The organism is Streptobacillus canis (assembly GCF_009733925.1).
Lineage (GTDB): Bacteria > Fusobacteriota > Fusobacteriia > Fusobacteriales > Leptotrichiaceae > Streptobacillus > Streptobacillus canis.
The window spans coordinates 1-26,626 of the sequence record NZ_WOEI01000007.1 but is presented as its reverse complement, the minus strand read 5'-3'; the positions used below and the strand labels follow the sequence as shown (position 1 = coordinate 26,626).

Sequence of the window (26,626 nt, the reverse complement as noted above, 5' to 3'; positions counted from 1 at the left end):
TTATTTAATTATTTTTTTATTAATGTTCCTGTCTTCCCTTGTAAAGCTATTGCAGCATTTTCAAGTGAAGTTATTAATGCATTTCCGTTTGAATTTTTAACAAAATCAAGACATGCTTCAACTTTAGGTAACATAGATCCTTTTGCAAAATGTCCTTCTTCTATATATTTTAATGCATCTTCTATAGTTAATTCTGATAATTCCTCTTGATTTGGTTTATTAAAATTGATACAAACTTTATCAACTGCTGTTAATATAACTAACATATCAGCATTTAAATCTTGTGCAAGTTTAGCACTTGATTTATCTTTGTCTATTACCGCATCAACACCTTTTAATCCAGTTTCAGTTTCTATTACTGGTATTCCTCCACCACCAACAGTGATTACTATGTTTCCTGCTTCAACTAGTTGTTTAACAACATTTAATTCTATAATTTTTACTGGTTTAGGAGAAGCTACAACTCTTCTATATCCTCTTCCAGCATCTTCAACAAAAGTAAATCCTTTTTCACTTGCTATTTCTTCTGCAACTTCTTTAGTATAGAACATACCTATAGGTTTAGTTAAATTTTTAAAAGCTTCATCTTCTTTATCAACTAAAACTTGTGTAACTATAGTTGCAACTTCTTTATTTATACCTTGAGTTTTTAATTCTTCTCTAATAGCTTGTTGTAAATGATAACCAATATATCCTTGGCTCATTGCTCCACATTCTGCAAATGGCATATATGGAGTTTTTACTTCACCATTAGCTGCATAATCCATTGCTAAATTTATCATACCAACTTGTGGACCATTTCCATGTCCTATTATTACTTCATAACCCTCTTTAGCCATCGAAACTATAGCCTTAGCCGTTCCTCTTACCAATTCTAACTGTTCTTTAGGATTATTTCCTAAAGCATTTCCTCCTAATGCAATTACTAATCTTTTAGCCATAGTACACCTCTTATTTTAATGTAGCAAACATAACTGCTTTAATTGTATGCATTCTGTTTTCTGCTTCATCAAATACTTTAGATTGTCTACTTTCAAATACTTCATCAGTAACTTCCATTTCAGGTAATCCAAATTTAGCGTGAATTTCTTTACCTATAGTAGTTTTTAAATCATGGAATGAAGGTAAGCAGTGTAAGAATATTGCTTCTTTCTTAGCATATCCCATAGCTTTTTTATTAACTTGATATGGGCTTAATAATTTAATTCTTTCTTCCCAAACTGAATCTGGTTCTCCCATAGATACCCAAATATCTGTATAAATTACATCAGCATTAGTACATCCTTCTTCAACTGATTCAGTAAATCTTAATGTAGCTCCATTTTCTTTAGCAATTGCTTCACATTTAGCTATTAATTCTGCTTCAGGTTTTAATTCTTTTGGTCCACATGCTGTGAAATTTAATCCAAGCATTGCACAAGCAACCATTAATGAATTTGCAACATTATTTCTAGCATCTCCCATAAATGTAAAGTTTAATCCTTTTAAATGTCCAAAATGTTCTTCAATAGTTAACATATCTGCTAACATTTGAGTTGGATGGAACATATCTGTTAATCCATTCCATACAGGAACACCTGCAAAGTGCGCTAATTCTTCAACTATTTCTTGAGAAAATCCTCTATATTCAATTCCATCATACATTCTTCCTAAAACTCTTGCAGTATCTGCAATACTTTCTTTTTTACCCATTTGAGATGAACCTGGATCAAGATATGTAACACCCATTCCTAAATCCATTCCTGCAACTTCAAATGCACATCTAGTTCTTGTAGAAGTTTTTTCAAATAATAATACTATATTTTTACCTTCTAAATATCTATGAGGTGTATGAGTTAATTTTAATTCTTTAAATTTTTTTGATAAATCTATTAAATATCTAACTTCTTCTGTACTGAAGTCTAATAATTTTAAAAAGTGTTTTCCTTGTAAATTTTTTGGCATTTAAATCTTCCTTTCTTCTTCATAATTATATTTTCTTGCATATTTTCTTACATATTTTTATTCTCTAACTAAAGGCATAGACATACATCTAGGTCCTCCACGTCCTCTTGATAATTCGGCACTTGGCATTTCTATAACATTTATACCATGTTTTCTAAGTAAGTCATTAGTTACATCATTTCTTTCATACACTACAACTTTTCCTGGAGCTATACATAAAGTATTAGATCCATCGTTCCATTGTTCTCTTTCAGCAGCTATTCTATCTCCACCACCACAAGGAATTAATGTAACTTTAGTTCCCATATATTGTTCAAGTATATCTTCAAGTTTTCCTTCTTTAGGAGTTACTTTAACATCATTTCCATCTCTAGTTAATTCAAATACTTGTAATGGTCCTAAAATTGCAGGATGAACACTGAATTTATCATGATCTATTTGAGTAAACACTGTATCTAAGTGCATCCAAGCTCTTGATTCTGCAATTCTAAATGCTAATATAGTTTCTATATGAGAGTTTGCTTCATCAAATAATAAAGTTTTTGCTGCTAAATCTATAGCCGCTGCTTCAGTTCTTTGAGAAATACCTATTGCTAATACTTTATCATTAATATTTAATACATCTCCACCTTCAATATGGAAAGGATTTGTTCTATCATAGAAGAAAGTAACTTGTCCTTTATATTCTGGATGATAATGGAAAATATAGTAAGCATAGATAGTCTCTCTATTTCTAGTTACTGAATACATTCTATTTAAGATAACTCCATTTTGAACTGATGCAAATGGGTCTCTTGTGAAATATAGGTTAGGCATAGGGTCTAAAATTAATTCAGTTGGATCATCTAAATAACTAACTAAATCTTTTCTTGGAACATTAAGTTCTGACATATTTACACCTTCCATAGTTTTAAGAACCATTTCTTTTGTATCTGTATAGCTTAAGAATAGGTTTAATAAAGCTTCTTTATACACTTCAAGTTGTACTCCACCTTCTTCGATGAATTGTTTTAAGAATTGTACTTTTAATTCATATGAAGTGTCTAAAGTTTCTGCTACTAAATCTTCTAAGTAAACAACTTCTACTCCATTTTCTCTTAAAATTTCCGCAAATCTATCATGTTCAGCTTGTGCAACTTTTAAGAAAGGAACATCATCAAATAATAATCTTCCTAATGAATCTGGTGTTAAATTTAATAATTCTTTACCAGGTCTGTGTAATAGTACTTTTTTTAAAGTGTTAATTTCACTTCTAACATTAATAACCATACTTAATTCCTCCTGTATTTTTATTTATACCATAGTATAGCCTAAAAATTTAAGAGTATATGGAAAATTTCCTTCATTGTTTTTGTAAAATATGTTCAAAAAATATTTTTTAAAATTATATTTTCATTTTTATTATACTCCTAATTAATGCTATATATCAATATATTTTTTCTATTTTTATTTTCCTTTTACTTCTTTATTTCTAACATTTTACAAATATTATGTGTTTATACATATTTATTTCTTTTATTTACCTTTGAATATAAAATATTAAAATTTTTTCTTCTTATTTTTTTAAATTTATGATATTATTTATATCGCGTTAAAATCTATAGATTTATAAAATGGAGGAGAAATGCAAAAATTTAAAAAATATTTTTTTAGTTCCTTTTTATTATTTAATCTTATCGCTTGCTCATCAGCAGGTAATATAGATAATATAAATATGGATAACGATAAAAAAAGAGATGATAATATCATAAAACCAGATAAAGTATATATTATAGAATCTGGTTTTAGTAAAATATCTTCAGATAAAATAATAAATGAGTTTAAGGTAAAAACTAAAGGAGCACAAAACGGATCATCAAACCATGCTTATGAAGTTTTCAAAGTTTTTATAAAAAATCATGATGATTTTGCAAATTATGAAAAAAATGATGTTAACAAAAATGATGTTGAAGTAAGATCAATAGATCAAAAATATTATCCATTATCTGGTATAATAAATATGTCTTATGGTATTAGTAATAGCAGTGATTATCTTCATACCTTAAATGAAAATGATAGATATATTGATAAAGCTGGAGCTTACACAAATAGATTTGAAAAACACTATCTATCATCTTTAATATTTGATAAAAACTATAAAGAAAATAAAGTTTTAAAAATAAAGGCACTTGGTAATACTTCAAATGCACAAAATAAAGACAAAATTTTTTCATCTGAAGTACTGAATTCATATCAAGTTATGAGTCCTGACATTCAAAGGGCTGCTAGAGCTGAAAGTATTTTTGTTGCTGCAGCACTTTCTGAAAATGAATTTAAAAAATTATTTAATGGACATATAAATGAAAATGCAAAAATATATACAGATAAAGATAATATAAACTACTATCACAACAATATTGGAGAAATAACAAAATATAATGCTTATGCAAGACCATTATTATTAAGAAGCTTTACAGTTTCTACCCCTAACTATATTTCTCTTAATGAGAAAAATGTATATGGAACTTCTGTTGGAGCTCCCAGAGTTACAAGACTTGCATACGAACTTAAGAAAAAATATCCATTTTTAACTTACCAACAAATAAAGCAAGTAATACTTACTACTGCAAAAAGAAAGGCTGGCAAAGACGAATTTCTTGATAATAATGTAGGATGGGGTATAGTAGATTATGAAAAAGCTATAAAAGGCCCTTCTGATTTCAATGCTGGATTAATAGAAGAACAAAAATATTTTAAAGATATTAGAAGTAAAATATACGACACAGATAACAATAGATATTTTTATGTAAATATAGATGAAAACAAAGAATACAGTTTTGATAATGATATTACTAGTGGTTTAAAAGGAAAAATTGATGATATCAAAAATCATGATGAAATATATGAAATAAATGGTAGAAAATATAGAACTGCTAAAGTTTTAACGAGCGAAAAGCTTTTCTACAAACAAAATGGAGCCGGATTATATAAAGATGGAATAGGTACTTTAATTTTAAATGGAAAACAATTATATAACACCAAAACATATATTAATGAAGGTACACTAATATTAAAAAATGATTCAGAAAGTAAATACATAGTTCAAAAAAATGCTAATTTTAAAGTAGATAATAACAAAAATGAATTAAAACTTTCTGAAATATATAATTCTGGTAATGTATACTTTAATAGTAAGTTAAATCTAGAAAAATATGAAGGAGATAATAATTCTTTAACATATATAGGAGAAAATACAAAAATAGAAGCTAAGCATTTTAAAACAAATGGAGCTTTAAGATATATAAATAATAATATAAGTAATAATAATTTAAGTTTACTAAAGTCTAAAATAGTAATAAACAAAAAAAATATTAATTCTTTAGAGGAATTAAAAGGAAGTATAAATTTAGAAAATCTTTATTTAAAACCTAAGGTAACTGAAAATGATAATGAATATATTATAGAATTTGAACCTCTTACTAAAAAATTAAGGGATGCTAAACATAAAGAAGATTTACCAAGCTATGATGTAAATGAAAATAATTTTTTTAAGTCATATAGAATTAATAGTGATAATTATTATACTACTACAGCTAGAATATATAATTTAGCAAGTTCTGATAAAGAAAGACTAAAAAAAGAAGTATTTACTGATATGTATTCAACTTTCTTTAACGATTTATTAGAAGGACAAAATTTAAAAACTAATAATGATGAAAATATGAAATATTTTTTAAGTAACAAAAAAACTAACTTATACTTTAATATATATAATACATTTAATTTATCTAAATCTAATAATTATACTGCATTTTCTAAAAAAAATAACATATACACATTAGGATTTAATAATAAATTTAGTAAAATATATAATTTAGGTTTAAACTTTAGTTTATTAAAACAAAAATATAACTTTGAAAATAATATGGGAAGTTTTAATAATACATCATATATTTTAGGTATAAATAATATCTTTGGAAATGATTTTAAATTAGAAAATGACATTAATATTAGTAGAAATTATACAAATATATTAAGAAATATAGAAAATGATTCAATAAATAATAAAGTTTTATCAACATCTTTTAAAATATTAACTAATATAAGTAAAGATTTTAAGATAAATAATACATCTATCACACCAAAAATAGGTTATGAATTTAACATGTTAAGCATTGAAAAATCTAAAAAAGAAGAAAATTCATTCGGATTAACAATATTAAACAATACATTATTAAATCATTCAATGTTATTATCGTTAAATACAAAAACTAAAATAAATAATAATTTTGTTATTAATAATAATGTTCAAGCAAAACTTAATTTAAATAATAAAAATAATTTTTTAAATGTTAATTTAGCAGATATAGACACTAAATTTTCTGGTAAAAACCTTGATAAATTTAAATTAATGTATAGTTTAGGAATAGGATATAAAAACTTTAACATAAATACTACTATTGATACTAATAAAAATTTAGGATTAGGTTTAAGTTTAATATTTTAATATAAAAGAATCTGTTATGAAATAGCTCAAAAAAAAAATGGAGAATTCTAGAATTTTTTTAGAATTCTCCTTTTTTTTGAAATAATATATTTTCTTAAATTAAACTCTAAAGTATACATTGCAAATTCTTACCCTCTTAATACATTATCTCTTATTTACTATCTTTAATAAATACACTTCTAAATAAACCTCTATTTTATATTATTAATTTTCTATATACCAAATATTACCACACAAACAAAAGTCAACAAAAAAATTTAAAAGTAAATAAAAAATCTTTATTTAATGTAATATTTCAACATTAATAAAGATTTTTCAAGACTTACTTCAAAATAAGAACTTATATTCTTAGTTACTGGTATATTTGCTCCAAGTCCTGCTTCTAACCAAACTTTAGCATAATCTGTTACATATTCTTTCTTACCTTGAGTAACTTTATTTCCATCAGTCCATTGTCCCCAAATATTAAATAGAGCATATCCCATACCATTTTTATATTTATTGTAATTTGATATTGAATATCCATAACTAATTTTTTGTTCTACTATATCCATATTTTTACCAAATTGATATATTTGAAATAATATTATTATATATTATGTAATCTTATAAAATTCAAAATATTATTTTTTATTTTTTTTTACATATTCTTGAATAGCATCACAAACATATTGTGCAACTCCATTACCAAATTTGTCTAAATTATTTTTGAATTCTTCATTATATACATATCCATATCCAATTTTAGAAAATATATCTATTTTACAATCAAAACCATATTTACATATTTGTTTATGTAATTTTTTAGCTAGTTCTATATTTTCTATTGAATTAGATTCTAATCCTTGTAATAAATTTTCTGAAAAACTAAAAAAAATATTATTAAATTCATCAATAACTTCCTGTTCTTTTCCCTTTTGTTTTTCTATAGATTCTTCTATAACTTTATTTCCATATTTCTTTATTGCTTCTTCTCTATATTTTTCATTATCTTTATACGTAAATCCTTTAAATTTTTCTTTTACATCCATATCTAATTTCCTTTCTTCTACATTAATTGTATTTTCTAGTGTTTTTATTAGGAGCATTAATTTATATTTTTCTTTTTTCATTAAGCTTAATTGTTTTTTTAAATTAGCCAAAATATCTAATTGATCTCCTTTTATCATTTTCTTTATATCTTTCAATGAAAATCCTAAATATTTATAGAATAGTACTAATTGAAGAATTGATATATCTTCATCAGAGTAATATCTATATCCATTTTCATATTTCTTTGGAGAAAGTAGTCCTATTTCATCATAATAATGTAAAGTGCGCACTGATACACCACTAATTTCACTAATTTTTTTTATCAAATACATTTATACCTCCTAACTGATACAATTATAAACTATAACGTTATGTAAGAGTCAATAGTTTTTATATTTTTTATTTTATACTATTAAAAAACGTTTCTTCTATAATATATTTCATATTAAAATTTTAAATAACTAATTTCTATAGTATTAGATCTCCTACATAACCTTAATAATAAATATATTATAAAATATTTTTAACATAATTAGTTAAGTTTGTATCTATTAAATTTAAAATCTTTAAAAATACATAAAAAAGGAAAAGATAGAAGATTTGTGCATATCCTTGTTTTGCTAGTTTACAAACAAAAAAAGCCAGTTTTTTTCTGGCTTTTTTGCTTTATTTAGAGTTGTCTATTTCAGAACAGTCCCCTTTTTCTATAATTTTTCTACCCATTTTTTTGCTTGAAGTAATGTTTCTTTATTTATTTCATGACCATTAACCCAGAATTCTTCTATCTTAGCATTTCTACTTTTAAATATATTTAATACATATTCACTATCTTCTTTTGGTGATATATAGTCATTTTCTCCCATAGATATATAAAGTCTATAATCTGATAAATCTACATTATTTTCTTTTACATCTACTGGATATTGAGGTGCAAATAATATTGCCTTATTTATAACATTATCTTTTCTTAATAAAACATTTATAGCAATATTTGACCCATTTGAAAATCCTAAAAAAATACAATTTTCTAATTTAAATCCATAATTATGAGAAGATTCTATTATAAAATTTAATAATTTTTCCCCATTTTCATTTAAATTTTCTACATCATATACTCCAGGTGCAAGTCTTTTAAAAAATCTTAATGCTCCATTTTCATTTTCTAATCCTCTAATACTTAATACATTTGCATTTTCATCTATTAATTCTGTAACTTTTAAAAGAGAAGTTTCATCTCCTCCTGTTCCATGTAAAGTTATAAATACTAAATCTTTATTACCTTTTTTATATATATGTTTCATTTTTTAGGCCTTTCTAAAACTATTTCTTCCCCTAATTTACTATAACTATTTCCTGCAAGTCTAGAAATAGGGTTTAGTTTTTCACTAATAATATATCCATTTTCATACACCTTATTAGATACATAATAAATTAATACCTTTAATAATATTAAATCTGAAATTATATCTCCATCATCATTTTTTATTGGTATATGTTGATATAATTTTGTTTCAAAGGCTATTTTTGCTTCTTTTATTAATGGTGTATTTATACTAATTGATTCCTTTGCTGTTAAATTGGTATAATCTAATTCACTTATTCCATATTCAAGTTCAATAGATGTTTTATTTACTTCTTCTAAAATATCGTTATCAACTATGTGTAATACTGCTTCTTTATTTCTTAATATATTTTTTACACTATCTTTCATTTCCCCATTTTTTCTTTGTATACTAATAGAAAGTATACCTGGATTATATGAAACTATATTATAAAAACTAAAAGGTGCTAAATTTAAACTTTCATTATCATTTAATGTAGACAACATACATACTGGTCTTGGAATTACTGAAGCAATTAACAATTTATATTTTAATTTATCTTCAATTTCATTTGCTTTAAAAATATTCATATAACTCCTATACTAAAGGTTTTAAATTATTTTCTATTTGATCTCTATATTGTTCATATTGAGGAGGTAGTTTTAATTGTGTCCCTAAAGTTTCTATCGGTTCATCTACTCCAAATCCTGGTGTATCTGTTGCAAGTTCAAATATTATATGTCCTCTTTCTTTTAAATATATTGCATTAAAGTAATTTCTATCTTTAACTTCTGTTACACCATATCCTTCAGAAATTAAATAATCTTGCCACATTTTATGCATTTCATCATTTTGAACTGACCATGCAATATGATGTACTGTTCCTACACCCCATGTTCCAAGTTCTGCAGCTTTTCTTGGTATAATGATATGATGTTTTTCTTCACCTAATGTTTTAAAGTGTATATAGTTATCATCTCTTAAAACTTCTTCTAGTCCTAAATCATTTTCTAAAGTATTAGCTGTTTCTTCTGGTTTAAATGATAATAAAAATGAACCATAAAATCCTATAATATCATTATTATCTGCTTCTTCATCTCCTTCAACTAATGCTAAATCAAGAGTATGTACATCTTGGAAAAATATTCCTTTATTAAAGAAAAGATCACTTTCTTCAAATGATATATTTTTTTCATTTAATCTATTTTTCCAATATTCTAAACTTCCTTTAGGTATTTTAAACGCTATTCTTCCAACTTGTCCACTCCCTTTTCTCCCAAAATGTGCATTTTCCCAAGGAAAAAATGTCATTATAGTTCCATTTTCCATTTTTTGATTTGAAAAGTATAAATGATATACATTTGGATCATCAAAATTTACTGTTCTCTTAATTAAACGTAAATTTAAAATATTTCTATAAAAATCTAAATTTTCTTGTGCAGCACCAACTATTGCTGATATATGATGTATTCTTTGTATTTTTTCCATTTTTTTATTTCCTTTCATTATTTTTCTAAAGAAAATACCCGTAAATAATTTACAGGTATTTTAATGTTAATTATAATTCTTTAATAAAATCTTCTACTTGTTTAGTTAATAAAGCTTTTTCTTCTTCACCTAAAACTAAAACATTTGTTCCCCAAGATTCTCCAGGAATATTAATTCCTGAATTGTTTGCAGCAACTTTGAATCCCATATATGTTGCTAAATTCTTTAAGTTTTCAATTACGAACGCAGCTTTAGATCTTCCTGCAGCTCCACTTATTGTAACTGGTTTTCCTTTAATAAATTCAGGCGCACCTTGAACTGCTGGATCAACTGGACGTGAAACCCAATCTAATAAGTTTTTTAAAGTTCCTGAATATGAACCATTATATTCAGGTGATAAAATCCATAATGCATCTGATTCAGCAAATTTACTTCTAATATTTTTTACTACTTCAGGTGTAGGAAATTCTATATCTTGACTAAAGAATGGTAACCCTTCATAATTTAAAATTTCTGCTGCATTTCCTGTTTTTTCAACTTCCCCTTTTAAAAATTCTGCTAATTGTCTGTGAAATGATTCTTTTCTAGTAGAACCAACTACAAATAATACTTTTTTCATTTTATTCCTCCATCTTTTATATCTAGTTAGATATATTGATAGTATACTATTTTTTCTTTTTTGTCAATATTTTTTTATTAAATATTTTTTTATTTTACAAATATATTCATACTACTAATAACTTTTCGATTCTTCAATATAAAGAAATTACTTATAAAACTTTATCTATTCAAGATTTTGTTACTAAATTACTTTTTCATTTACCTTATAAACATTTTAAGATGATTAATAGATTTGGTTTCTATGCTAGAAGAAAATCTAGTAAGTTAAAGTTAGCTCTTACTTTATTTAAGTCTAAACTTAAAAAAGTTCCTTCTCTTTTTAGAAAGAACTTTAAAGCTATTTGGTGCTTTGATCCTTTTATGTGTCCTAATTGCAGTATTAAGCTTGAAGTTTATGAACTTTTTGTTTCTTCTGCTATTGGACGACCTATTCATAAATTCTATAACCCTAATGGCCTATTATTTAAATAGGTATTTTTGTATTACTCAAATTTACTTATTAATTTTATTTTTTATAAACTGTAACTTCTTTTTACATTAATCAATAAAATTATATACATCTTATTAGAATTCTAATTTCCTATAGAATTAAAAATTTAAAAAGCTCTTTTTACTAAAAATTGTAAAAAGAGCAGATTTTAATTTTTATCTATTTCTTTAAATGTACACATTTGGTCTGATTCCAATATTTTTCTGCAATTTTTGCAACTTCTTCAAACATTTCTGATTCTGTTTGTTTTGAAAAAATTAGATTTTTTTCTTCTTCATTGAAATCTTTAATTATTTCTTTTATTCTTTCTGGTATTTCTATCATTTTAATCACCTACCAACTATATTCTAATCCTGTATTTATATTAAATTTAATACCTTTAAAATCCTTATTTTCAAATTTAAATGGCATATTTACCTTTAAAGCCGTATTTAATCCTTTAAACATCTCATATTTTATTCCAAATTCTGGAGCTAATGTATTATTTATTAAAATTTTTCTACTCCCAAATAAAGCAATGTCATTTAAAATTATTTTATTTATTGATGAGTAATCTACTTTTAAATTATATTTTACTCCTGTTGAAATAATCATTTTTTCTATAGGATTAAAATTATATCCTAAATACGTATCTAAATTACCTACAATTTTTTTGCTTTCTAATAATAATGATTCGTCATTTTTAGTTGCTGTTTTTATTTCACTTGCTAAAGTAGCCTTATTTGCTTTTTCAGAAGTTAAATTAGTATTAGAAAAAGTAAATTTATTAAAATATTCATATATCGTTGTATCAACAGCTTTTTTATCCTTAGCATAATTTGATAACGATTGTAATGAATTTGACTCATTAATCGTAACTTTATCAGCTGAAGCAACTAATTCATTTTTATTAAATTTAGGATACTGTACTCCTGTTTTTACAGCAACTATTTCATGTTTAGTATTTATAGTTGTCTCTAAAATTCCTGTTCCTTTTAATGATATATTATCATAATTAATACCAAGTTTTGTGTTAAAATCTATACCTTTTTTCTTGATATAACTTGCAGCAAATGATAAATCATAGTTCTCATAATCTAGCATATATTTTTCTTTGATATTTTTATCTTGTTTTTGATATTCTAAATTACTAAAGTATAAATATTCACTTTTCGAAAACCAACCACCTTTTTTTATGTAAGTCCACGCAAATGGTTCTATCGTATCTTTAGAAATTAATTTAAACTGTCCATTACTTTGTTCCTCTTTAGAACTTTCTCCATTTGCTTTTAAAGAGCTTGCCTTAATGCTTAATTTAAAATCCCCTTCTTCTTTTTTTATGTCTATAAACGGTGTTGAAGTATAGGTAAGTTTTTCATCAAATGTAACTATTGGTAAGATTTTAGACATCTTATTATATTCATTTGTATTTCTATCTTTTAAAATTGATAGAATATTTGGAATCAATTCATCTTTAACTATATTTTTACTAGATTTAACTACATTTTTAAACCCAACTATAGAAGAAAATTCAGTATCTTTTGAATATTCTAGTCCATATTTAGTTATTGTTTCTGTTCCTTCTTTAGCAAATATTAATCTTGGTTTAATTGGAAAATTAACAATTAATGGATTAAAAGATAAACTAAAGTCTATATTTTTATCATTCCCTTCAATATCTGCTCTAAGTACCGAAGCATCAGCCATAGCTTTATAGTTTAAATAATATCCAACATCAGAACCCATAGTTAACCCTGTTTCAAAATATCCATTTGTTTTAAATTTCATTGGATTTACTTTACTTTTTATTATATCAGCATAACTATCATCTAATAAATACTTAATTTCTCCTGTATAAATACCTCTTATACCCGCTGGTGCATTTTTTCTCATACTAATTGGTATTTCTAAATGTGAAGTAAATATAAAATTTTTATATGGCATATATCTTGTAGTAATTCTAGGAGAAACAATATTATATACTTCAAACATTGAATTAACTGGATCACTTTCAGTTTTTTCTATAAAATCAGATTGATGTATATCTCTTTTTAATTTTTTTTCTATTTCTGCAACTTTATCTACTAATACTTTTTCTGTTGTTTCAGAAACTATAATAGAATTTCCATCAAGACCTATAGGATTATTTTTTTCATCTCTTTTTGCTACATTATCCCATTTAATATTTTCACCTTTATTATTTTTACTTACTAATGGATTAATCCATCCAAATTTACCAATATGTCTTACACCTAACCCTATATTAAAATTTTTAACAACTGGAATATCAAGACCAAAATATGTATCTGTATTTAGATCAACAGTTTTATACACAAATCTAGTCTCATTATCTTTTCTAAATAAATTATTTTTAGCCATAGTTAAAAGTAAATTAGTATTAAAATTTATTAAACCTTTTTTATATAGAGCATTAAATCCTAAATGATTAGCTTTTTTATTAAATCCATATTTTTCTGCATCTACAAAAGTATTATCATTTAATATTAATCCTGCTGCTACATTATAATCTTTATCTACATGACCAAAATTTAATTTAAGTTTTGTAGAATGTTTAGTTTTATTTTGTTTTAAATCAAGATCTGCAAAATTAGCTTTTAACTCTTTCTCATAAACTGATACATTTCTTTCTTTTTCACTTTGATGAAAATAAAATCCTCTAAGCATATCTATATTTTTCATCTCATATGGATTTTTTATGACATCTTGTAGTATTGGTAGATAACTTATTACTTCATTTATCTTTCCTCCACCAAATATAGATCCTAAAATTCCATCTAAAACTAAACCACCTGTACTTGTATTTGCAAGTTCAACTATTTTATTTATTTTATATTCTTTATATATTTCATCAACCACATATTTTTTAATATCTCTATCAAAATAGTGCCATTTATCTTCTATGTTATAATTACCTGTTGGAACTAAAGCTAATGATTCAGGCATATTAGCGTTAGCTAAATTATTATTGTATAAATAATCTGCTCCTAGTTCTTTAATTTTTATCTTACTATAATCAAATTCAGGTAAAAAACCTGGAAGTAAATACGCAAAATCTTTAGGTATCTGAGACCAAATACCTATATGAGAATATTTTCTATCTTGACTTATTCCTAATCTATCATATATTTTTTTCCCTACTTTATTAGCAAGTTCATTAATTGCAGACTTATTCCCTATTTCACTTCCTAGATTTTGAACACCCGCAGATAATAAGGCTACCTTTCCGGGAGCTTCATTTTTTTCAAGAACTTTAATTACAGAACTCATCGTAGTAAAGTTTGAATTATTATGTATTTCATCAAAAATAGTCTTCGGTATTAATCTAAATGGTGAATCTCCATATAAAGAACCTGAATAATGTCCAAGTATTCTTTGAGTTCCTTTAAAACCAGATACTTCTGCAGTAGCTAAATTTGCCTTATCTGAATCATATTCTTCTTTTGTATATAATTCTTTTGGATTTCTATACTCTTCTTTTTTGGTCCATTTTTTAAAATATTCTATTTTATCATATCCAGGAGCGGTATATTTAATTTTTTCTAACTCACTTGAAACATCATAATTATCTCTTACATTATTTAATATTAATGATACATCTAAGTATGAACCAGAATTTCTGTATCTAAAAGTAGGACCATAATATATATTCTTGTTTCTTCCATCAAAATCTAAAGAAATTGAATATTTTTTATCTGGTATAGGATTAATTTTAACCGAATAATCAACTACTTTATTTGGTAGTTCTTTTTCGCTATCAATTTGATCGATATCAATTTTTTCTTTACTTTCACCTTTAATATATACATCAACATGGCCATTAACATATTTATTATCAGAACTAATTGATAATTTAATCTTTTCTATATCATTATTGCCTAAAAACTCGGTATGTGTTATTTTTTTTCCAGAGACATCCACTCCTAATCCTAGTCCTAAATATTCTTCTTTTATTTTAACTCCTACTCTTTTTCTTAATTCAGCATTTTTAGATAAATATTTAACTGCTAATTCTAAGTCTCTATTTAATCCCTCATATTTTGGACTATATGTTTTAGGTTCACTAGGCCCAGTTCCTCCTCCACCAGGAGTTCCAGTATTACTTCCATCTTCTTTAAAAATTGCTTCATAATCACTAAATTTATATGGTCTTAAAACATCTATCATAGGTGGGAACATTCTAACTAAAGTTTCTGCACCATCTACTCCAAAACTTGCATCTATACCAAAAGTAACTTCTCCTTTAATCTTACTTTTATCTTCATTTTTAATTCCTTGTTCAGAATATGCCAAAGATGATAAAAGAAGTAAAAACATCATTTTCTTTTTATTCATTCTATACTTATGACTAAATCATATCCTCCTTATTAATATAATTTTCTCAAATTAACCATTATCTAATTATAACTTGAAAAATATAAAAAAACAATCTAATTTTTTTGTGAAAATAAAAAGAGAAAAAATAAAAATTTCTCTTTCTCTTTATTTTTCCTTAGTTTAGACTATGTTTATACTAATAAAAAAAATTTATAATAACTAAATATATTATTGGTACTATTAGCACAGTAAACAATCCTGTAATTATAATAGCAAGTCCAGACATTGAACCTTGAACTTCTCCCATTTCTATTGCTTTACTTGTTCCTATAGCATGAGATGTTGTTCCAAGAGAAATACCTTGCGCGATTGGATTTGTAATATTAAACATTTTAAATACTGACTCGCCAAATATAGCACCTATATTTCCACATACTATTACTGTAATTATAGTAATGGATGTAATACCATTAATTTTTTCTGATACTCCTACTGCAATAGCTGTAGTCACCGATTTAGGCAATATTGATGCAAGTATTTGAGAATCTATTTTTATAACAGCAATTATTAATCCTAATAAAAAAGTAAGTAATAATGTACTTATTCCAATACCTGTTAATATTTGTTTATAATATTTTTTCAATAAATGAAAATTTTTATAAAGTGGCATAGCTAGTGCAACAGTTGCTGGAACTATCATTCTATTTAAAATTTCTGCACCTTTAAAATAGTTTTCATAAGGTATATTAAACATCCGTAATATTATTATTATCAAAACTATCGATAGAACTATAGGATTAAGTAAAGATAGTTTTACTTTTTCTGAAATCTTTTTAAATAATATATACACTAATAAAGTAAGTAATAATCCAAATAAAGGATCATTAGTAAGTTCAAACAACATTATTTACCCTCTCCTTTATTAATTAAATATTGTACTAATTTACCTGTAAATATTAGCGATATAATTGTAGTAATCAAACATATTCCAAGTATTATCATCCAACTATCCTTAATATATTTAAAACTTATCATTATTGCAACCCCTGCAGGTATAAATAATACAGCTAAGTTTTCAGTTAAAAATCTAGATGTTTCTTCTACTTTTTCTAAACGTATTAATTTAAACTGCAATGCCATAAAAAATAATATTAATCCTATTACAGAACCTGGAACAGGAATATTTGTAATTTTACTTATACTCACGCCTATATATGAAAAGGCAAGAATGTATGCTAACTGCTTAATAATTTTCATATTTTACCTCATATTTTCTAATAATTGATTAAGTGCTGAAATTAATTCTAGTTTAGTAAAAGGTTTAGAAATTATTGCTTTTGCCCCAGCATTTAATGCAAGTTTTTGATAATATGGTATAAATAGCATAGATGAACATATTGCAACATTAGCATTAGGATCTATTTCCATAATTCTTGTAGTTGCTTCTAGTCCATTTAATCTTGGCATATTTATATCCATTATTACTATAGATGGTTTAAGTTCTACATATTTATCTATACCTTCTATACCATCACAAGCCTCAAATACTTCAAATCCTGATTCTTCTAATACTTCCCTAGTATTTTGTCTTATGAATGCCTTATCATCTACAACAAGAGCTCTTTTTTCCATAATTACCTCCATCAGCATCTTTTTATTTAATTTATTATACAATAAAAGTAAGGAACTTACAACAGTTCCTTACTTACTATAATCCGAAGATTTCTATAATTTTTTTAGCTTCACCATCATTATCATTAGTATCTATTACTTCTAATTCTGGCGCCATTTCTTTTAATAAGTATATTCCATTTCCCATAATATATCCATTTTTTACTTCTTTTAACATTTCATAGTCATTAACTGAATCTCCAAAAGCGATAGCTTCTGATAATTCTATCCCATCTCTTTTTAATACAAATTCTGCAGCTTTTGCTTTATTTGCATCCTTATTAAAGATTTCTAAACAATTAGTTCCTACAAATACTATATTTAAATCTACATCTAATTCTTTTATTAATTTTTCTCTTAATTTAAGTAAACTTTCATGATTACCTATAAAGTGCATTTTATTGAAAGTTTTAGACATAAATTCTTCTACAGGTACTGTATTAGGGAAATATGGTTTATCTGGTCTTTCTTTTCTATAATATTCCTCAGCTTTTTTATCTGTAACTAACCAAATATTTCTAAAATATCCATTAATTAATAATTCTTCACCACATGACTTATAGTCTATAGTAGCTATCTTTCTTACAGTTTCTAAATCTAAAGTATTATTATATATTTCATTACCTTCTTCATCTAATATTCTTGTACCATTTACTGTAATTAAAGGTATTTTTACTCCTATTGATTCTGCTATTTCTTTAGTAGATGTATGTAATCTACCTGTTGCAATATAGAACTTATATCCTTTAGCTACAAATTTTCTTATTACTTCTTTAGTATATTCACTTACCTCGTGATTACTATTTAATAAAGTACCATCAAGGTCTGTAATTACTGCTTTAAACATTATCTGCTCCTTTTTTTAATAACCAATTCTTACCTTCAACCATTCTAGCAACTAACATAGATGCTATAGTATCTCCAGCAGCATTAATCATAGTTGCTGGTGGATCTATTAAGTATCCTATTGTTGCAACTATAGGGAATGCTTCAGGCGGGAATCCATAAAGTGCTACTATTAACATTTCTCCTATTAATCCTCCACCAGGTATTCCTGACATTACTACTCCACCTGCAAGTGATAATAGTATTGCAGTTAAGTAAGTTTCTATTCCTGTAAATGGAATATTAAATATTCCAAATAGGAATGAAATTTTAAGTACAGTTCCTATAACTGTTCCATCCATATGTGCTGTAGCCCCTATTGGAAGAACTATATCAGATATATCTTTAGGTACTCCAATATTTTCACAAGCTTCTATATTTATAGGTAGAGTTGCTATAGAACTTTGTGTTGCAACGGCTGTAACAGCTGGTGATAAAACATGTTTTAATGATCTTACACCTTCTTTTCCTCCAGCTACATAAGCATATATAGGGAAGAAGATTAACATATATAGTATACATAATGGATAATATATTAACATTGCCTTAGTATATGAACCTATTAATTCTTTACCATATTCTCCAACTAAAGCTGCAAAATAAGCACCAAGTCCTATTGGAGCATAGTACATAATATATCCTATCATCTTTAATAAAGTTTTAGATAAAGCATCCAAGAAGTTAGATATTACTCTTCCTGATTCACCTATAGCATTTACACAAAATCCAAAAAAGATTGTAAATATTATTAATGGTAACATGTTTCTTCTTGAAATTAATTCTGGAAAATCTGTAACAGTAAATGTTTTAACTAATTGATCTCCTGTTGAAATAGTCTTTAATTCCGCAACTTCATTTACTACTATATTAACACCTTCTGCAGGTGGGAATACTTTAACTATAAATAATATGATAACTGAGGCTATTAACCCTGTGATTACGAAAACTATAAGCATAGATCTTATTATCTTCCCTAATCTTTTCATATTACTCATACTTGAAATCGATGATGCTATGGTTGTAAATACTAAAGGTACAACTATAGTAAACATTAAATTAATAAATAAATCTCCAAACGGTTTTAGAACTTTTGCTTTTTCTCCAAATATTGCACCTATAATAGAACCAATTATTATGGATAAAATTAATATTATTGAAAATCTGTATGATTTCCACAAACTTTTTTTATGCATTTTACCTCCTATGTTTTTATTCTTTTATTTCAATTACTTCTTTTTCACTTCTATATTCTTCTAAAAGTTTTTGTATTAATATTATATCTATTGGTATAGTAATGAAAGATATACTAAAAAAAATTATTCCAGTTAATAAAAATAAAAAGATATACACTACAGCTGTTGCCCCCTGAATATTTAAATAACTAAAAATAAGGAAATATAGAACAATCCCTAATACTAAATTTAATAAAATTAAAATAAAAATAAATATTAGTATATACTTAATATATTTTAAATACTTTTTCTTAATAAAATCCAAAAAAACTTCTTTAACATTTATATTATCATAATTAATTAATATGACAAAATATGTAATATACAATGATGATATAATAAACCACAGAAATCCAACAACACTTGAATACATACTTAAAAATCCAATTAAAATACTAAAAATAAAATTAATTATTAAGCTTATCACAAAATATAATAATATCTTTTTCCCAAACTTTCTTCCACTAAATCTCTCAATAAATTTAAGTTGTAAAAATATAGTAAAGATCAATACTAGTACCCAAGTAAAATATATAAAATTTAAATTCTGATTAAAAATAGAATAATAAGCTAAAAATAGAGGTCCTCCTACAAAAATTAATTGCATAAATAAAATATACCAAAAATTTGCAAAAAATGTATTAAAAATGTTCTTTAAAATAATAATCACTCCTTAATTTTTTCATTTATATATTCATCCGTTAATTCTATCAATAATATTATCATTAAAGGTATAATAAATATATTTTCAAATAGATATCTTAACATTACAATTTTATTTCCACTACCAAAAAAATACCATAAATACCAAACAATAATGTACACTGTAAAAAATACCATTGAATATTTCATAAATTTCATTCCCTTATTATCAATAAAACTTAAGAATAAATCAAAATTATATACTATTTTTTTATCATTATTCTTCAAAACATAACCAGAAAAGAATAATGAATTAGATACAAAAGAAAAAAATAAATATAAAGGAATAGTCTCAAACATTATAAAAAGTATATTAAATATATTTATTACTATTGATAATAAAATATATATCCCTTTTCTACTATATATATTCAACTTGATAAAGTTTAAAATAAAAACTGCCATTATTGATCTAAAAATAATCAAAAGTAAAACTAAAAAAGGAAATATAAAAATTGATTCAATCATTGATACAGCAAAAGGAATAATTGAACAAAGTATTACTCCGATTAATATTATTATAAAATTCTTATAATATATTTCAAAAATTTTACTTAAAATAAAATCCCTCCTTCTTTCATTTGTCTATTGTATTATATCTATTATCACAAATAAAATCAATTGAAATTTATTATTTTTTTTGATACTATATATTAATATCAAATAGAAAGAAGGAAGGTGACAATGAAAAGATTAATTTATTTATTAATGTTTTTTGTTTTAATCAGCTGTGGTATAAACAGTGAAAAAAAGGAAGTTTTAAACATCTATACATGGGAATCTTTCGTACCAGATGAAATTTTTGAAGATTTTGAAAAAGAAACTGGTATAAAAGTTAACATAAGTTTCTATGACACTAACGATGTTATGCTTTCTAAATTATTATCAGGAGTTAAGGAATATGATATCATTTCTCCATCAACAGATTTTATTAAAGTATTGAGAGATAATGATTTCTTAGAAAAACTAGACAAATCTAAGTTTGGCAACGTATTTGAAAATATTACTATTTCAAAAGACTTATTAAAAACTTATGATGAAAACCTAGAATACACTATACCATATAACATATTTGCAACTGGTATAAGTTTAAAAAATGATTCAGTAGATCCAAAATATGCTAAAGAAAGAAGTTTAGATATCTTACTTGATCCAGCATATAAGTCAAGAATGACTATACTTGATGATTCAAGAGAAGTTATTGGAATGGCTCTTCAATATTTAGGATATCCATCTGATTCAAAAAATGATAATGAGTTACAAGAAGCTAAAAATTTAATCTTATTGTGGAAAGAAAATATTGCTAAATTTGAAAATGTAACATACGGTAAAGGCTTAACAACAGGAGAATTTGTAGCAGTACACGGATATCAAGATGTATTTTATGAAATTGATGAGGAAGAATTTAAAGAATATACTTACTATTTACCTAAAGGAGCTATGATGTATATAGATACTATGGCTTTATTAAAAGATGCTCCTAATAAGGAAAATGCATATAAGTTCTTAAACTTCTTATATCAACCAGAAAACTTTGTTAAAGTACTTGATCAATTTAAAACACCAAGTATTTTTGCACATATTAAAGCTAATAAGGCTCCAATTCTAGAACTAGACTATGTTTTAGAAAATTCTACATTGCCTAATGCATTAGATGATGAAGCTAAAGAAAAACAAGACAAAATTTGGAATGAAATTAAAGTTAAATAAATAAGTGGTGAGTACCAATAGCTTTTTTACAAGGCTTTCGGTACTTTTTATTTCCACTTCTTTTTTTTAGTTAAAAAAGTCATTTTTTTCTAACAGTAAGAAAAAAAGGGTTTTTGACACTTTTAGTTTTTCAACTTAAAAAAGATAGCTATTTTATCAAAAAAAGTATATACATAGTTTTTTGCATTTTGTGTATATTATTATTGTAAATTTTTATATTTTAAGGAAAGAGGTATAAATGTATGATGAAATACTTACAAAAACTTGGTAAATCATTAATGTTACCAGTGGCAGTATTACCTGCAGCAGCTCTTTTAATGGGAGTTGGATACTTTATTGACCCTACTGGATGGGGCGGAAACAGTGCTATGGCAGCATTCTTAATCAAAACTGGTGCATCTATAATAGATAGTATGTCTATCTTATTTGCAGTTGGGGTTGCTTTAGGAATGTCAGATGATAGAGATGGATCAGCAGCTTTATCAGGACTTGTAGCATTCTTAGTAGTTACAACATTACTTTCAACAGGTGCAGTTGCTCAACTTAAAGGAATTCCTGTAGAAGAAGTTCCAGCAGCTTTCGGTAAAATCAACAACCAATTCATTGGTATTTTATCTGGGGTTATTGCTTCAATAATATATAATAACTTCAGTAAAACTGAATTACCTGAATTCTTAGCATTCTTCAGTGGTAAAAGATTAGTTCCTATCATTACATCAGCTGTAATGGTATTAGTTTCTGGAGTATTATTCTATGTTTGGCCAGTAATATTCTCTGGATTACAAACATTTGGAGTTAAATTTGCTGCAATGGGTGCAGTTGGTGCTGGTATATATGGATTCTTAAACAGATTATTAATCCCAGTTGGATTACACCACACATTAAACGCAATCTTCTGGTTCAACTTAATTGGAATCAACGATATAGGAAGATTCTGGGGTAACCCTGCTGATGCATTAAAAGATTTACCTGCAGTAGTTGAAGGAACTTATAGAGTTGGTATGTATCAAGCCGGATTCTTCCCTGTAATGATGTTTGGATTACCTGCAGCAGGACTTGCAATTTATGCAACAGCTAAACCTGAAAGAAAATCTGAAATTGGATCATTAATGTTAGCAGCTGGTGTTGCATCATTCTTCACTGGAGTTACTGAACCATTAGAATTCGCATTCATGTTCGTTGCACCAGTATTATACTTATTACATGCTGCATTAACTGCTGTTTCAATGGTAGTTGTAGCAACTATAGGTTCAACAGCTGGATTTGGATTCAGTGCTGGACTTGTGGATTTCGTATTAAGTTTAAGAAACCCTAATGCTAATAACCCTCTATTATTAATCCCAATTGGTCTAGTATTTGCTGCTATTTACTTTGCAGTATTCTATGGAGCAATTAAAACATTTAACTTAAAAACACCTGGAAGAGAAGATGAAGTTGTAGAAACTACTACTCACACTTCTGGATCAAATAAATTTGCTGCAATGGCTGAAGTTATTTTAAATGGATTAGGTGGAAGAGAAAACTTAGTATCAGTTGATAACTGTGCTACAAGATTAAGACTTGATGTTAAAGATTCTTCTAAAATAGATGAAAAATTAATCAAATCTTCAGGAGCATTTGGAGTATCAGTAATTAGTCCTACTCACGTTCAAGTAATAGTTGGATCAAAAGTTGAATTTGCAGCAAATGAACTAAAAAAAATATTATAGTCTCATATAATATTTTATAAATAGAAAAAGCACTGAAATTTTTTCAGTGTTTTTTCATTTACAATAGTCAAGATAAATTTCTTGTTTTAATAAAAATTTTAGCAGATTAACCACTTATTAAAATCCTGTAAAAAAGATTTTCAGTGTTTTTTGAAATTTTAGTTTAATATCTCGAAGATTTGTTTTTACTTAGTTTATTCAAAGATTAATAAAAGAGGTTTACAAAAAAATGAAAATTTTTTTCATGTTTGATATTGACAAAATGAAAAAACAAACTATAATTAAGTTAAGCGGTGACAGTGGTATGCACCTTATGCACCTAATAAAAATTTAAGGAGGAATATTATGCCAAATATTTTAGCTGCAAGAATAGACAATCGTCTTATTCATGGACAAGTTGGAATGACATGGGTTAACAGTTTACAAGCAAACTTAATTTTAGTTGCAAATGACGAGGTTGCTACAAATACTGTACAACAATCACTAATGGACATGGTTGTTCCAGAAGGGATACAAACTAGATATTTCTCAGTTGAAAAAACAGCTGCAGTAATACACAAGGCTTCACCAAGCCAAAAAATCTTATTAGTATGTAAAACTCCACAAGATGTTTTAAGACTAACTGAATTAGGATTAAAATTAGATGAGTGGATAGTTGGAAACATGCACTTTGCTGAAGGGAAAACTCAAATCACTCCTACAGTTTCTGTAGATGATGATGATAGAGAAGTTCTTAAAAAAATATCAAGCTACGGTATCAAGCTTACAATTAAAGGGGTACCAACAGATAAAGGTCAGGAATTAATTAATTTATTATAGTAAAGGAGAGGAATCTTTATGTTATTAAAAGCAATTTTAATCGCTATATGGGCTGGATTTGCTGGAATTGAACAATTTGATGGACTTCAAACATTCCACAGACCAATATTCTCAGGGTTAATCATAGGGTTAATCTTAGGCGATGTTAAAACAGGATTAATGGTAGGAGGAAGCTTAGAGCTTGTTTGGATGGGACTAGTTCCATTAGCAGGTGCTCAACCGCCTAACATAGTTGTTGGAGGTATTTTCGGTGTTTCATTAGCTCTATTATCAGGATTACAAGCTCAAGAAGCTATAGGAATCGTGTTCCCATTAGGAGTAATAGGACAAATGATAGTTACTTTAATGTTCTCATTATATTCAGGTATGATGAAATTTGGGGATCAAGCTGCAGAAGAAGCTAACCCAGCTGGTGTTGACAGATTAGTTTACATTCAATTATTAATCAGATTCGTATTATTCGGTGGAGTTACATTCTTATTCGTTTACTTCGGAGCAGATTCAGTAAAAGCTATTATAGAAGCATTACCTGAAAAATTAGTAGCTGGATTCGGTACAGCTGGTGGAATGATGCCTGCTATAGGGTTTGCATTATTATTAAACATCATGCTTAAAAAAGAATACTTTGGATTCTTAATAGCAGGATTCGTATTAGCTGCATACTTAAAATTAGACTTAGTTGCAGTTACATTAGTTGCAATCTCAATAGCTTTATATGATTATTATTCAAACTCTTCTAAAGCAGTAGAAGTTGTAAGAAATGAGGAGGAAGAAAATGGAATCTAATAAATACACAGACAAACAAGTTAAAAAAGTTGTAACACCTAGCATGTTAAACAAAATGGCAGTACGTTCTTTCTTCTGTCAAGGTGCTTTCAACATGGAAAGAATGCAAGCAGCAGGTTGGTTATATTCATTAAACCCTGCTTTAAAAGAAATTCACACTAACAAAGAAGATTTATCTAAATCAATGAAAATGCATATGGAATTCTTTAACACTCACCCATTATTAATTACTTTCATCTTAGGATTAGTAGTTGCAATGGAAGAAAATAAAGAAGACGTAGATACAATAAGAGCGATTAAAGTTTCTACTATGGGACCTTTAGGTGGAATAGGAGATTCATTATTCTGGTTAACATTCTTATCAATTTCAGCTGGACTTGGAGCATCATTTGCTTTACAAGGATCAATAGTTGGACCAATAGTATTCTTCGTATTATTCAACGCAATGCAATTTGCTTTAAAATTCGGATTAATGCACTACGGATACAAAACAGGGGTTAACTCTATCGCTACATTAAAAGCTAACACTCAAAAATTCACTAAATCAATTACTATCTTAGGATTAACAGTAGTTGGTGCTATGATAGCTTCATTCATCGGATTAACAACTAAAATTGTTATACCAGCAGGGGAAGCAAGTGTTAACTTACAAGAAAGCTTTGACAAAGTTATGCCTAAATTATTACCAGTAGCTTATACATTCTTAATGTTATACTTATTAAGAAAGAAAGTATCTCCATTAAACTTAGTATTAATTACATTAGTAATTGGTATCGTAGGAACTTACTTAGGTATTATATAAGGAGTATAAATGATTAAAGTAGTATTAACAGGACACGGTAAAATTTCTTCTGGTATACATTCATCAGTAGAATTAATATACGGAGTTGCTGAAGAGTTAGTTGCAATAGACTTTACTCAAGATGTAACACCTGAAGTTTTAGAAGAAAAAATTGAAAAAGAAATTCTATCAGCTACAGATGGTGTTTTAGTATTATCTGATATAGCTGGAGGAACTCCTTTCAAAACTGCTTCAGTATTAACTTTAAAACATGAAAATGTTAAAGTTATTGGAGGTATGAACTTACCTATGGTACTTGAAGTATTATCTGAAAGAGACTACTCTACTGTTGAAAAATTATACAATTTCGCTTTAGAAATTGGTAAAGAAGAAATCGTAGGTTTTGAATTAAAAGTTAAAGAACAACCATCTGAAGAAGAAGATGGAATATAGTATAAAAGGGGCTGTTGAAAAGTAAGAGTTTTTTTCTTCCTCAATAGTCTCCTTAAAAAAATAGAAGGGATTAATCTAAAAAAATTAGATAATTCCTTCTATTTTATTAATTTTTTTGTACAACAAAAATAAGGGTTTAAATATTTTAAGTATTTATGATATTTCTTTTATCTTGTGTAAT

The 26,626-nt window shown here is 26.1% G+C and carries 26 protein-coding genes; 8 read left to right on the top strand and 18 right to left on the bottom strand.

Annotation, left to right across the window (positions count from 1 at the left end; all coding sequences use genetic code 11):
* Nucleotides 1–8: 8 nt before the first annotated feature.
* The 3 genes from arcC to arcA are packed head-to-tail and all read right to left on the bottom strand — an operon-like array spanning nt 9 to nt 3,213.
* On the bottom strand, nt 9–941 hold the full coding sequence (gene arcC, locus GM111_RS03095; protein ID WP_156299424.1) for a carbamate kinase: 933 nt from the start codon (nt 939–941) through the stop codon (nt 9–11).
* 10 nt (nt 942–951) lie between these two features.
* On the bottom strand, nt 952–1,944 hold the full coding sequence (gene argF / locus GM111_RS03090) for an ornithine carbamoyltransferase (protein WP_156299423.1): 993 nt from the start codon (nt 1,942–1,944) through the stop codon (nt 952–954).
* 57 nt (nt 1,945–2,001) lie between these two features.
* On the bottom strand, nt 2,002–3,213 hold the full coding sequence (gene arcA / locus GM111_RS03085; protein WP_156299422.1) for an arginine deiminase: 1,212 nt from the start codon (nt 3,211–3,213) through the stop codon (nt 2,002–2,004).
* 355 nt (nt 3,214–3,568) lie between these two features.
* Between arcA and GM111_RS03080 the strand changes: the two genes are divergently transcribed.
* Nucleotides 3,569–6,430 (top strand): S8 family serine peptidase, encoded by a 2,862-nt coding sequence (locus GM111_RS03080; RefSeq protein ID WP_156299421.1) that lies wholly within the window; start codon nt 3,569–3,571, stop codon nt 6,428–6,430.
* A 278-nt stretch (nt 6,431–6,708) separates the two neighbouring features.
* On the opposite strand, the gene GM111_RS03075 is transcribed toward GM111_RS03080, so the two are convergent.
* From GM111_RS03075 to GM111_RS03050, 6 genes are all read right to left on the bottom strand, one after another.
* A complete protein-coding gene (locus GM111_RS03075) occupies nt 6,709–6,984 on the bottom strand; it encodes a hypothetical protein (RefSeq protein WP_156299420.1) in 276 nt (91 codons plus the stop codon).
* Between the two features lie 69 nt (nt 6,985–7,053).
* The gene (locus GM111_RS03070) at nt 7,054–7,794 is read right to left on the bottom strand and encodes a MerR family transcriptional regulator (RefSeq protein WP_156299419.1); all 741 of its coding nucleotides are present in this window, start codon (nt 7,792–7,794) and stop codon (nt 7,054–7,056) included.
* Nucleotides 7,795–8,166: 372 nt separating this feature from the next.
* Nucleotides 8,167–8,763: an alpha/beta hydrolase gene (locus GM111_RS03065; protein ID WP_156299418.1), complete on the bottom strand. Its 597-nt coding sequence runs from the start codon at nt 8,761–8,763 to the stop codon at nt 8,167–8,169.
* Nucleotides 8,760–9,374, bottom strand: coding sequence for a flavin reductase family protein (locus GM111_RS03060; protein ID WP_156299417.1), 615 nt, complete (start codon nt 9,372–9,374; stop codon nt 8,760–8,762). Before GM111_RS03060 ends, GM111_RS03065 begins: the two co-directional genes overlap by 4 nt.
* A 7-nt stretch (nt 9,375–9,381) precedes the next feature.
* Nucleotides 9,382–10,272, bottom strand: a complete 891-nt coding sequence (locus GM111_RS03055; protein ID WP_156299416.1) for a VOC family protein — start codon at nt 10,270–10,272, stop codon at nt 9,382–9,384.
* A 70-nt stretch (nt 10,273–10,342) separates the two neighbouring features.
* Complete coding sequence (locus GM111_RS03050) at nt 10,343–10,891, bottom strand: NADPH-dependent FMN reductase (protein WP_156299415.1); 549 nt, start codon at nt 10,889–10,891, stop codon at nt 10,343–10,345.
* 35 nt (nt 10,892–10,926) lie between these two features.
* On the opposite strand from GM111_RS03050, the gene GM111_RS08480 reads away from it, so the two are divergent.
* Nucleotides 10,927–11,364 carry a transposase gene (locus tag GM111_RS08480; protein WP_197034454.1) on the top strand — a complete coding sequence of 146 codons (438 nt, stop codon included), beginning with the start codon at nt 10,927–10,929 and terminating at the stop codon, nt 11,362–11,364.
* A gap of 178 nt (nt 11,365–11,542) precedes the next feature.
* On the opposite strand, the gene GM111_RS03040 is transcribed toward GM111_RS08480, so the two are convergent.
* From GM111_RS03040 to GM111_RS03000, 9 genes are all read right to left on the bottom strand, one after another.
* Nucleotides 11,543–11,707, bottom strand: coding sequence for a hypothetical protein (locus GM111_RS03040; protein ID WP_156299413.1), 165 nt, complete (start codon nt 11,705–11,707; stop codon nt 11,543–11,545).
* A 9-nt stretch (nt 11,708–11,716) separates the two neighbouring features.
* On the bottom strand, nt 11,717–15,715 hold the full coding sequence (locus GM111_RS03035; protein WP_156299412.1) for a hypothetical protein: 3,999 nt from the start codon (nt 15,713–15,715) through the stop codon (nt 11,717–11,719).
* Between the two features lie 178 nt (nt 15,716–15,893).
* Nucleotides 15,894–16,601, bottom strand: coding sequence for an LrgB family protein (locus GM111_RS03030; RefSeq protein ID WP_156299411.1), 708 nt, complete (start codon nt 16,599–16,601; stop codon nt 15,894–15,896).
* On the bottom strand, nt 16,601–16,954 hold the full coding sequence (locus GM111_RS03025) for a CidA/LrgA family protein (RefSeq protein ID WP_156299410.1): 354 nt from the start codon (nt 16,952–16,954) through the stop codon (nt 16,601–16,603). Before GM111_RS03025 ends, GM111_RS03030 begins: the two co-directional genes overlap by 1 nt.
* Before the next feature lie 3 nt (nt 16,955–16,957).
* A complete protein-coding gene (locus GM111_RS03020) occupies nt 16,958–17,329 on the bottom strand; it encodes a response regulator (RefSeq protein WP_156299409.1) in 372 nt (123 codons plus the stop codon).
* A 76-nt stretch (nt 17,330–17,405) separates the two neighbouring features.
* Nucleotides 17,406–18,215, bottom strand: coding sequence for an HAD family hydrolase (locus GM111_RS03015; RefSeq protein ID WP_156299408.1), 810 nt, complete (start codon nt 18,213–18,215; stop codon nt 17,406–17,408).
* Nucleotides 18,208–19,446 (bottom strand): dicarboxylate/amino acid:cation symporter, encoded by a 1,239-nt coding sequence (locus tag GM111_RS03010; protein ID WP_156299407.1) that lies wholly within the window; start codon nt 19,444–19,446, stop codon nt 18,208–18,210. Before GM111_RS03010 ends, GM111_RS03015 begins: the two co-directional genes overlap by 8 nt.
* Nucleotides 19,447–19,462: 16 nt before the next feature.
* Entirely contained in the window at nt 19,463–19,912 is a 450-nt protein-coding gene (locus GM111_RS08165) for a hypothetical protein (RefSeq protein WP_197034453.1), read from the bottom strand.
* 239 nt (nt 19,913–20,151) lie between these two features.
* A complete protein-coding gene (locus tag GM111_RS03000) occupies nt 20,152–20,487 on the bottom strand; it encodes a hypothetical protein (protein ID WP_197034452.1) in 336 nt (111 codons plus the stop codon).
* A gap of 384 nt (nt 20,488–20,871) precedes the next feature.
* Here GM111_RS03000 and GM111_RS02995 point away from each other — a divergent pair, with 384 nt between their 5' ends.
* The 6 genes from GM111_RS02995 (at nt 20,872) to agaF (ending at nt 26,445) form a co-directional block, all read left to right on the top strand.
* Entirely contained in the window at nt 20,872–21,897 is a 1,026-nt protein-coding gene (locus GM111_RS02995; RefSeq protein WP_156299404.1) for an extracellular solute-binding protein, read from the top strand.
* A 242-nt stretch (nt 21,898–22,139) separates the two neighbouring features.
* Nucleotides 22,140–23,606: an N-acetylglucosamine-specific PTS transporter subunit IIBC gene (gene nagE, locus GM111_RS02990; RefSeq protein WP_156299403.1), complete on the top strand. Its 1,467-nt coding sequence runs from the start codon at nt 22,140–22,142 to the stop codon at nt 23,604–23,606.
* Nucleotides 23,607–23,951: 345 nt separating this feature from the next.
* On the top strand, nt 23,952–24,425 hold the full coding sequence (gene agaV / locus GM111_RS02985) for a PTS N-acetylgalactosamine transporter subunit IIB (RefSeq protein ID WP_156299402.1): 474 nt from the start codon (nt 23,952–23,954) through the stop codon (nt 24,423–24,425).
* Between the two features lie 18 nt (nt 24,426–24,443).
* A complete protein-coding gene (gene agaW, locus GM111_RS02980; RefSeq protein ID WP_156299401.1) occupies nt 24,444–25,211 on the top strand; it encodes a PTS N-acetylgalactosamine transporter subunit IIC in 768 nt (255 codons plus the stop codon).
* Nucleotides 25,201–26,013 (top strand): PTS system mannose/fructose/sorbose family transporter subunit IID, encoded by an 813-nt coding sequence (locus tag GM111_RS02975; RefSeq protein WP_156299400.1) that lies wholly within the window; start codon nt 25,201–25,203, stop codon nt 26,011–26,013. Before agaW ends, GM111_RS02975 begins: the two co-directional genes overlap by 11 nt.
* A gap of 9 nt (nt 26,014–26,022) precedes the next feature.
* A complete protein-coding gene (gene agaF, locus GM111_RS02970) occupies nt 26,023–26,445 on the top strand; it encodes a PTS galactosamine/N-acetylgalactosamine transporter subunit IIA (RefSeq protein ID WP_156299399.1) in 423 nt (140 codons plus the stop codon).
* Nucleotides 26,446–26,626: the final 181 nt, after the last annotated feature.

Coding starts and splice junctions, on each gene's coding strand:
- arcC (WP_156299424.1), bottom strand. CDS start 941: ATGGCTAAAAGATTAGTAATTGCATTAGGAGGAAATGCTTTAGGAAAT.
- argF (WP_156299423.1), bottom strand. CDS start 1,944: ATGCCAAAAAATTTACAAGGAAAACACTTTTTAAAATTATTAGACTTC.
- arcA (WP_156299422.1), bottom strand. CDS start 3,213: ATGGTTATTAATGTTAGAAGTGAAATTAACACTTTAAAAAAAGTACTA.
- GM111_RS03080 (WP_156299421.1), top strand. CDS start 3,569: ATGCAAAAATTTAAAAAATATTTTTTTAGTTCCTTTTTATTATTTAAT.
- GM111_RS03075 (WP_156299420.1), bottom strand. CDS start 6,984: ATGGATATAGTAGAACAAAAAATTAGTTATGGATATTCAATATCAAAT.
- GM111_RS03070 (WP_156299419.1), bottom strand. CDS start 7,794: ATGTATTTGATAAAAAAAATTAGTGAAATTAGTGGTGTATCAGTGCGC.
- GM111_RS03065 (WP_156299418.1), bottom strand. CDS start 8,763: ATGAAACATATATATAAAAAAGGTAATAAAGATTTAGTATTTATAACT.
- GM111_RS03060 (WP_156299417.1), bottom strand. CDS start 9,374: ATGAATATTTTTAAAGCAAATGAAATTGAAGATAAATTAAAATATAAA.
- GM111_RS03055 (WP_156299416.1), bottom strand. CDS start 10,272: ATGGAAAAAATACAAAGAATACATCATATATCAGCAATAGTTGGTGCT.
- GM111_RS03050 (WP_156299415.1), bottom strand. CDS start 10,891: ATGAAAAAAGTATTATTTGTAGTTGGTTCTACTAGAAAAGAATCATTT.
- GM111_RS03040 (WP_156299413.1), bottom strand. CDS start 11,707: ATGATAGAAATACCAGAAAGAATAAAAGAAATAATTAAAGATTTCAAT.
- GM111_RS03035 (WP_156299412.1), bottom strand. CDS start 15,715: ATGAATAAAAAGAAAATGATGTTTTTACTTCTTTTATCATCTTTGGCA.
- GM111_RS03030 (WP_156299411.1), bottom strand. CDS start 16,601: ATGTTGTTTGAACTTACTAATGATCCTTTATTTGGATTATTACTTACT.
- GM111_RS03025 (WP_156299410.1), bottom strand. CDS start 16,954: ATGAAAATTATTAAGCAGTTAGCATACATTCTTGCCTTTTCATATATA.
- GM111_RS03020 (WP_156299409.1), bottom strand. CDS start 17,329: ATGGAAAAAAGAGCTCTTGTTGTAGATGATAAGGCATTCATAAGACAA.
- GM111_RS03015 (WP_156299408.1), bottom strand. CDS start 18,215: ATGTTTAAAGCAGTAATTACAGACCTTGATGGTACTTTATTAAATAGT.
- GM111_RS03010 (WP_156299407.1), bottom strand. CDS start 19,446: ATGCATAAAAAAAGTTTGTGGAAATCATACAGATTTTCAATAATATTA.
- GM111_RS03000 (WP_197034452.1), bottom strand. CDS start 20,487: ATGTTTGAGACTATTCCTTTATATTTATTTTTTTCTTTTGTATCTAAT.
- GM111_RS02995 (WP_156299404.1), top strand. CDS start 20,872: ATGAAAAGATTAATTTATTTATTAATGTTTTTTGTTTTAATCAGCTGT.
- nagE (WP_156299403.1), top strand. CDS start 22,140: ATGATGAAATACTTACAAAAACTTGGTAAATCATTAATGTTACCAGTG.
- agaV (WP_156299402.1), top strand. CDS start 23,952: ATGCCAAATATTTTAGCTGCAAGAATAGACAATCGTCTTATTCATGGA.
- agaW (WP_156299401.1), top strand. CDS start 24,444: ATGTTATTAAAAGCAATTTTAATCGCTATATGGGCTGGATTTGCTGGA.
- GM111_RS02975 (WP_156299400.1), top strand. CDS start 25,201: ATGGAATCTAATAAATACACAGACAAACAAGTTAAAAAAGTTGTAACA.
- agaF (WP_156299399.1), top strand. CDS start 26,023: ATGATTAAAGTAGTATTAACAGGACACGGTAAAATTTCTTCTGGTATA.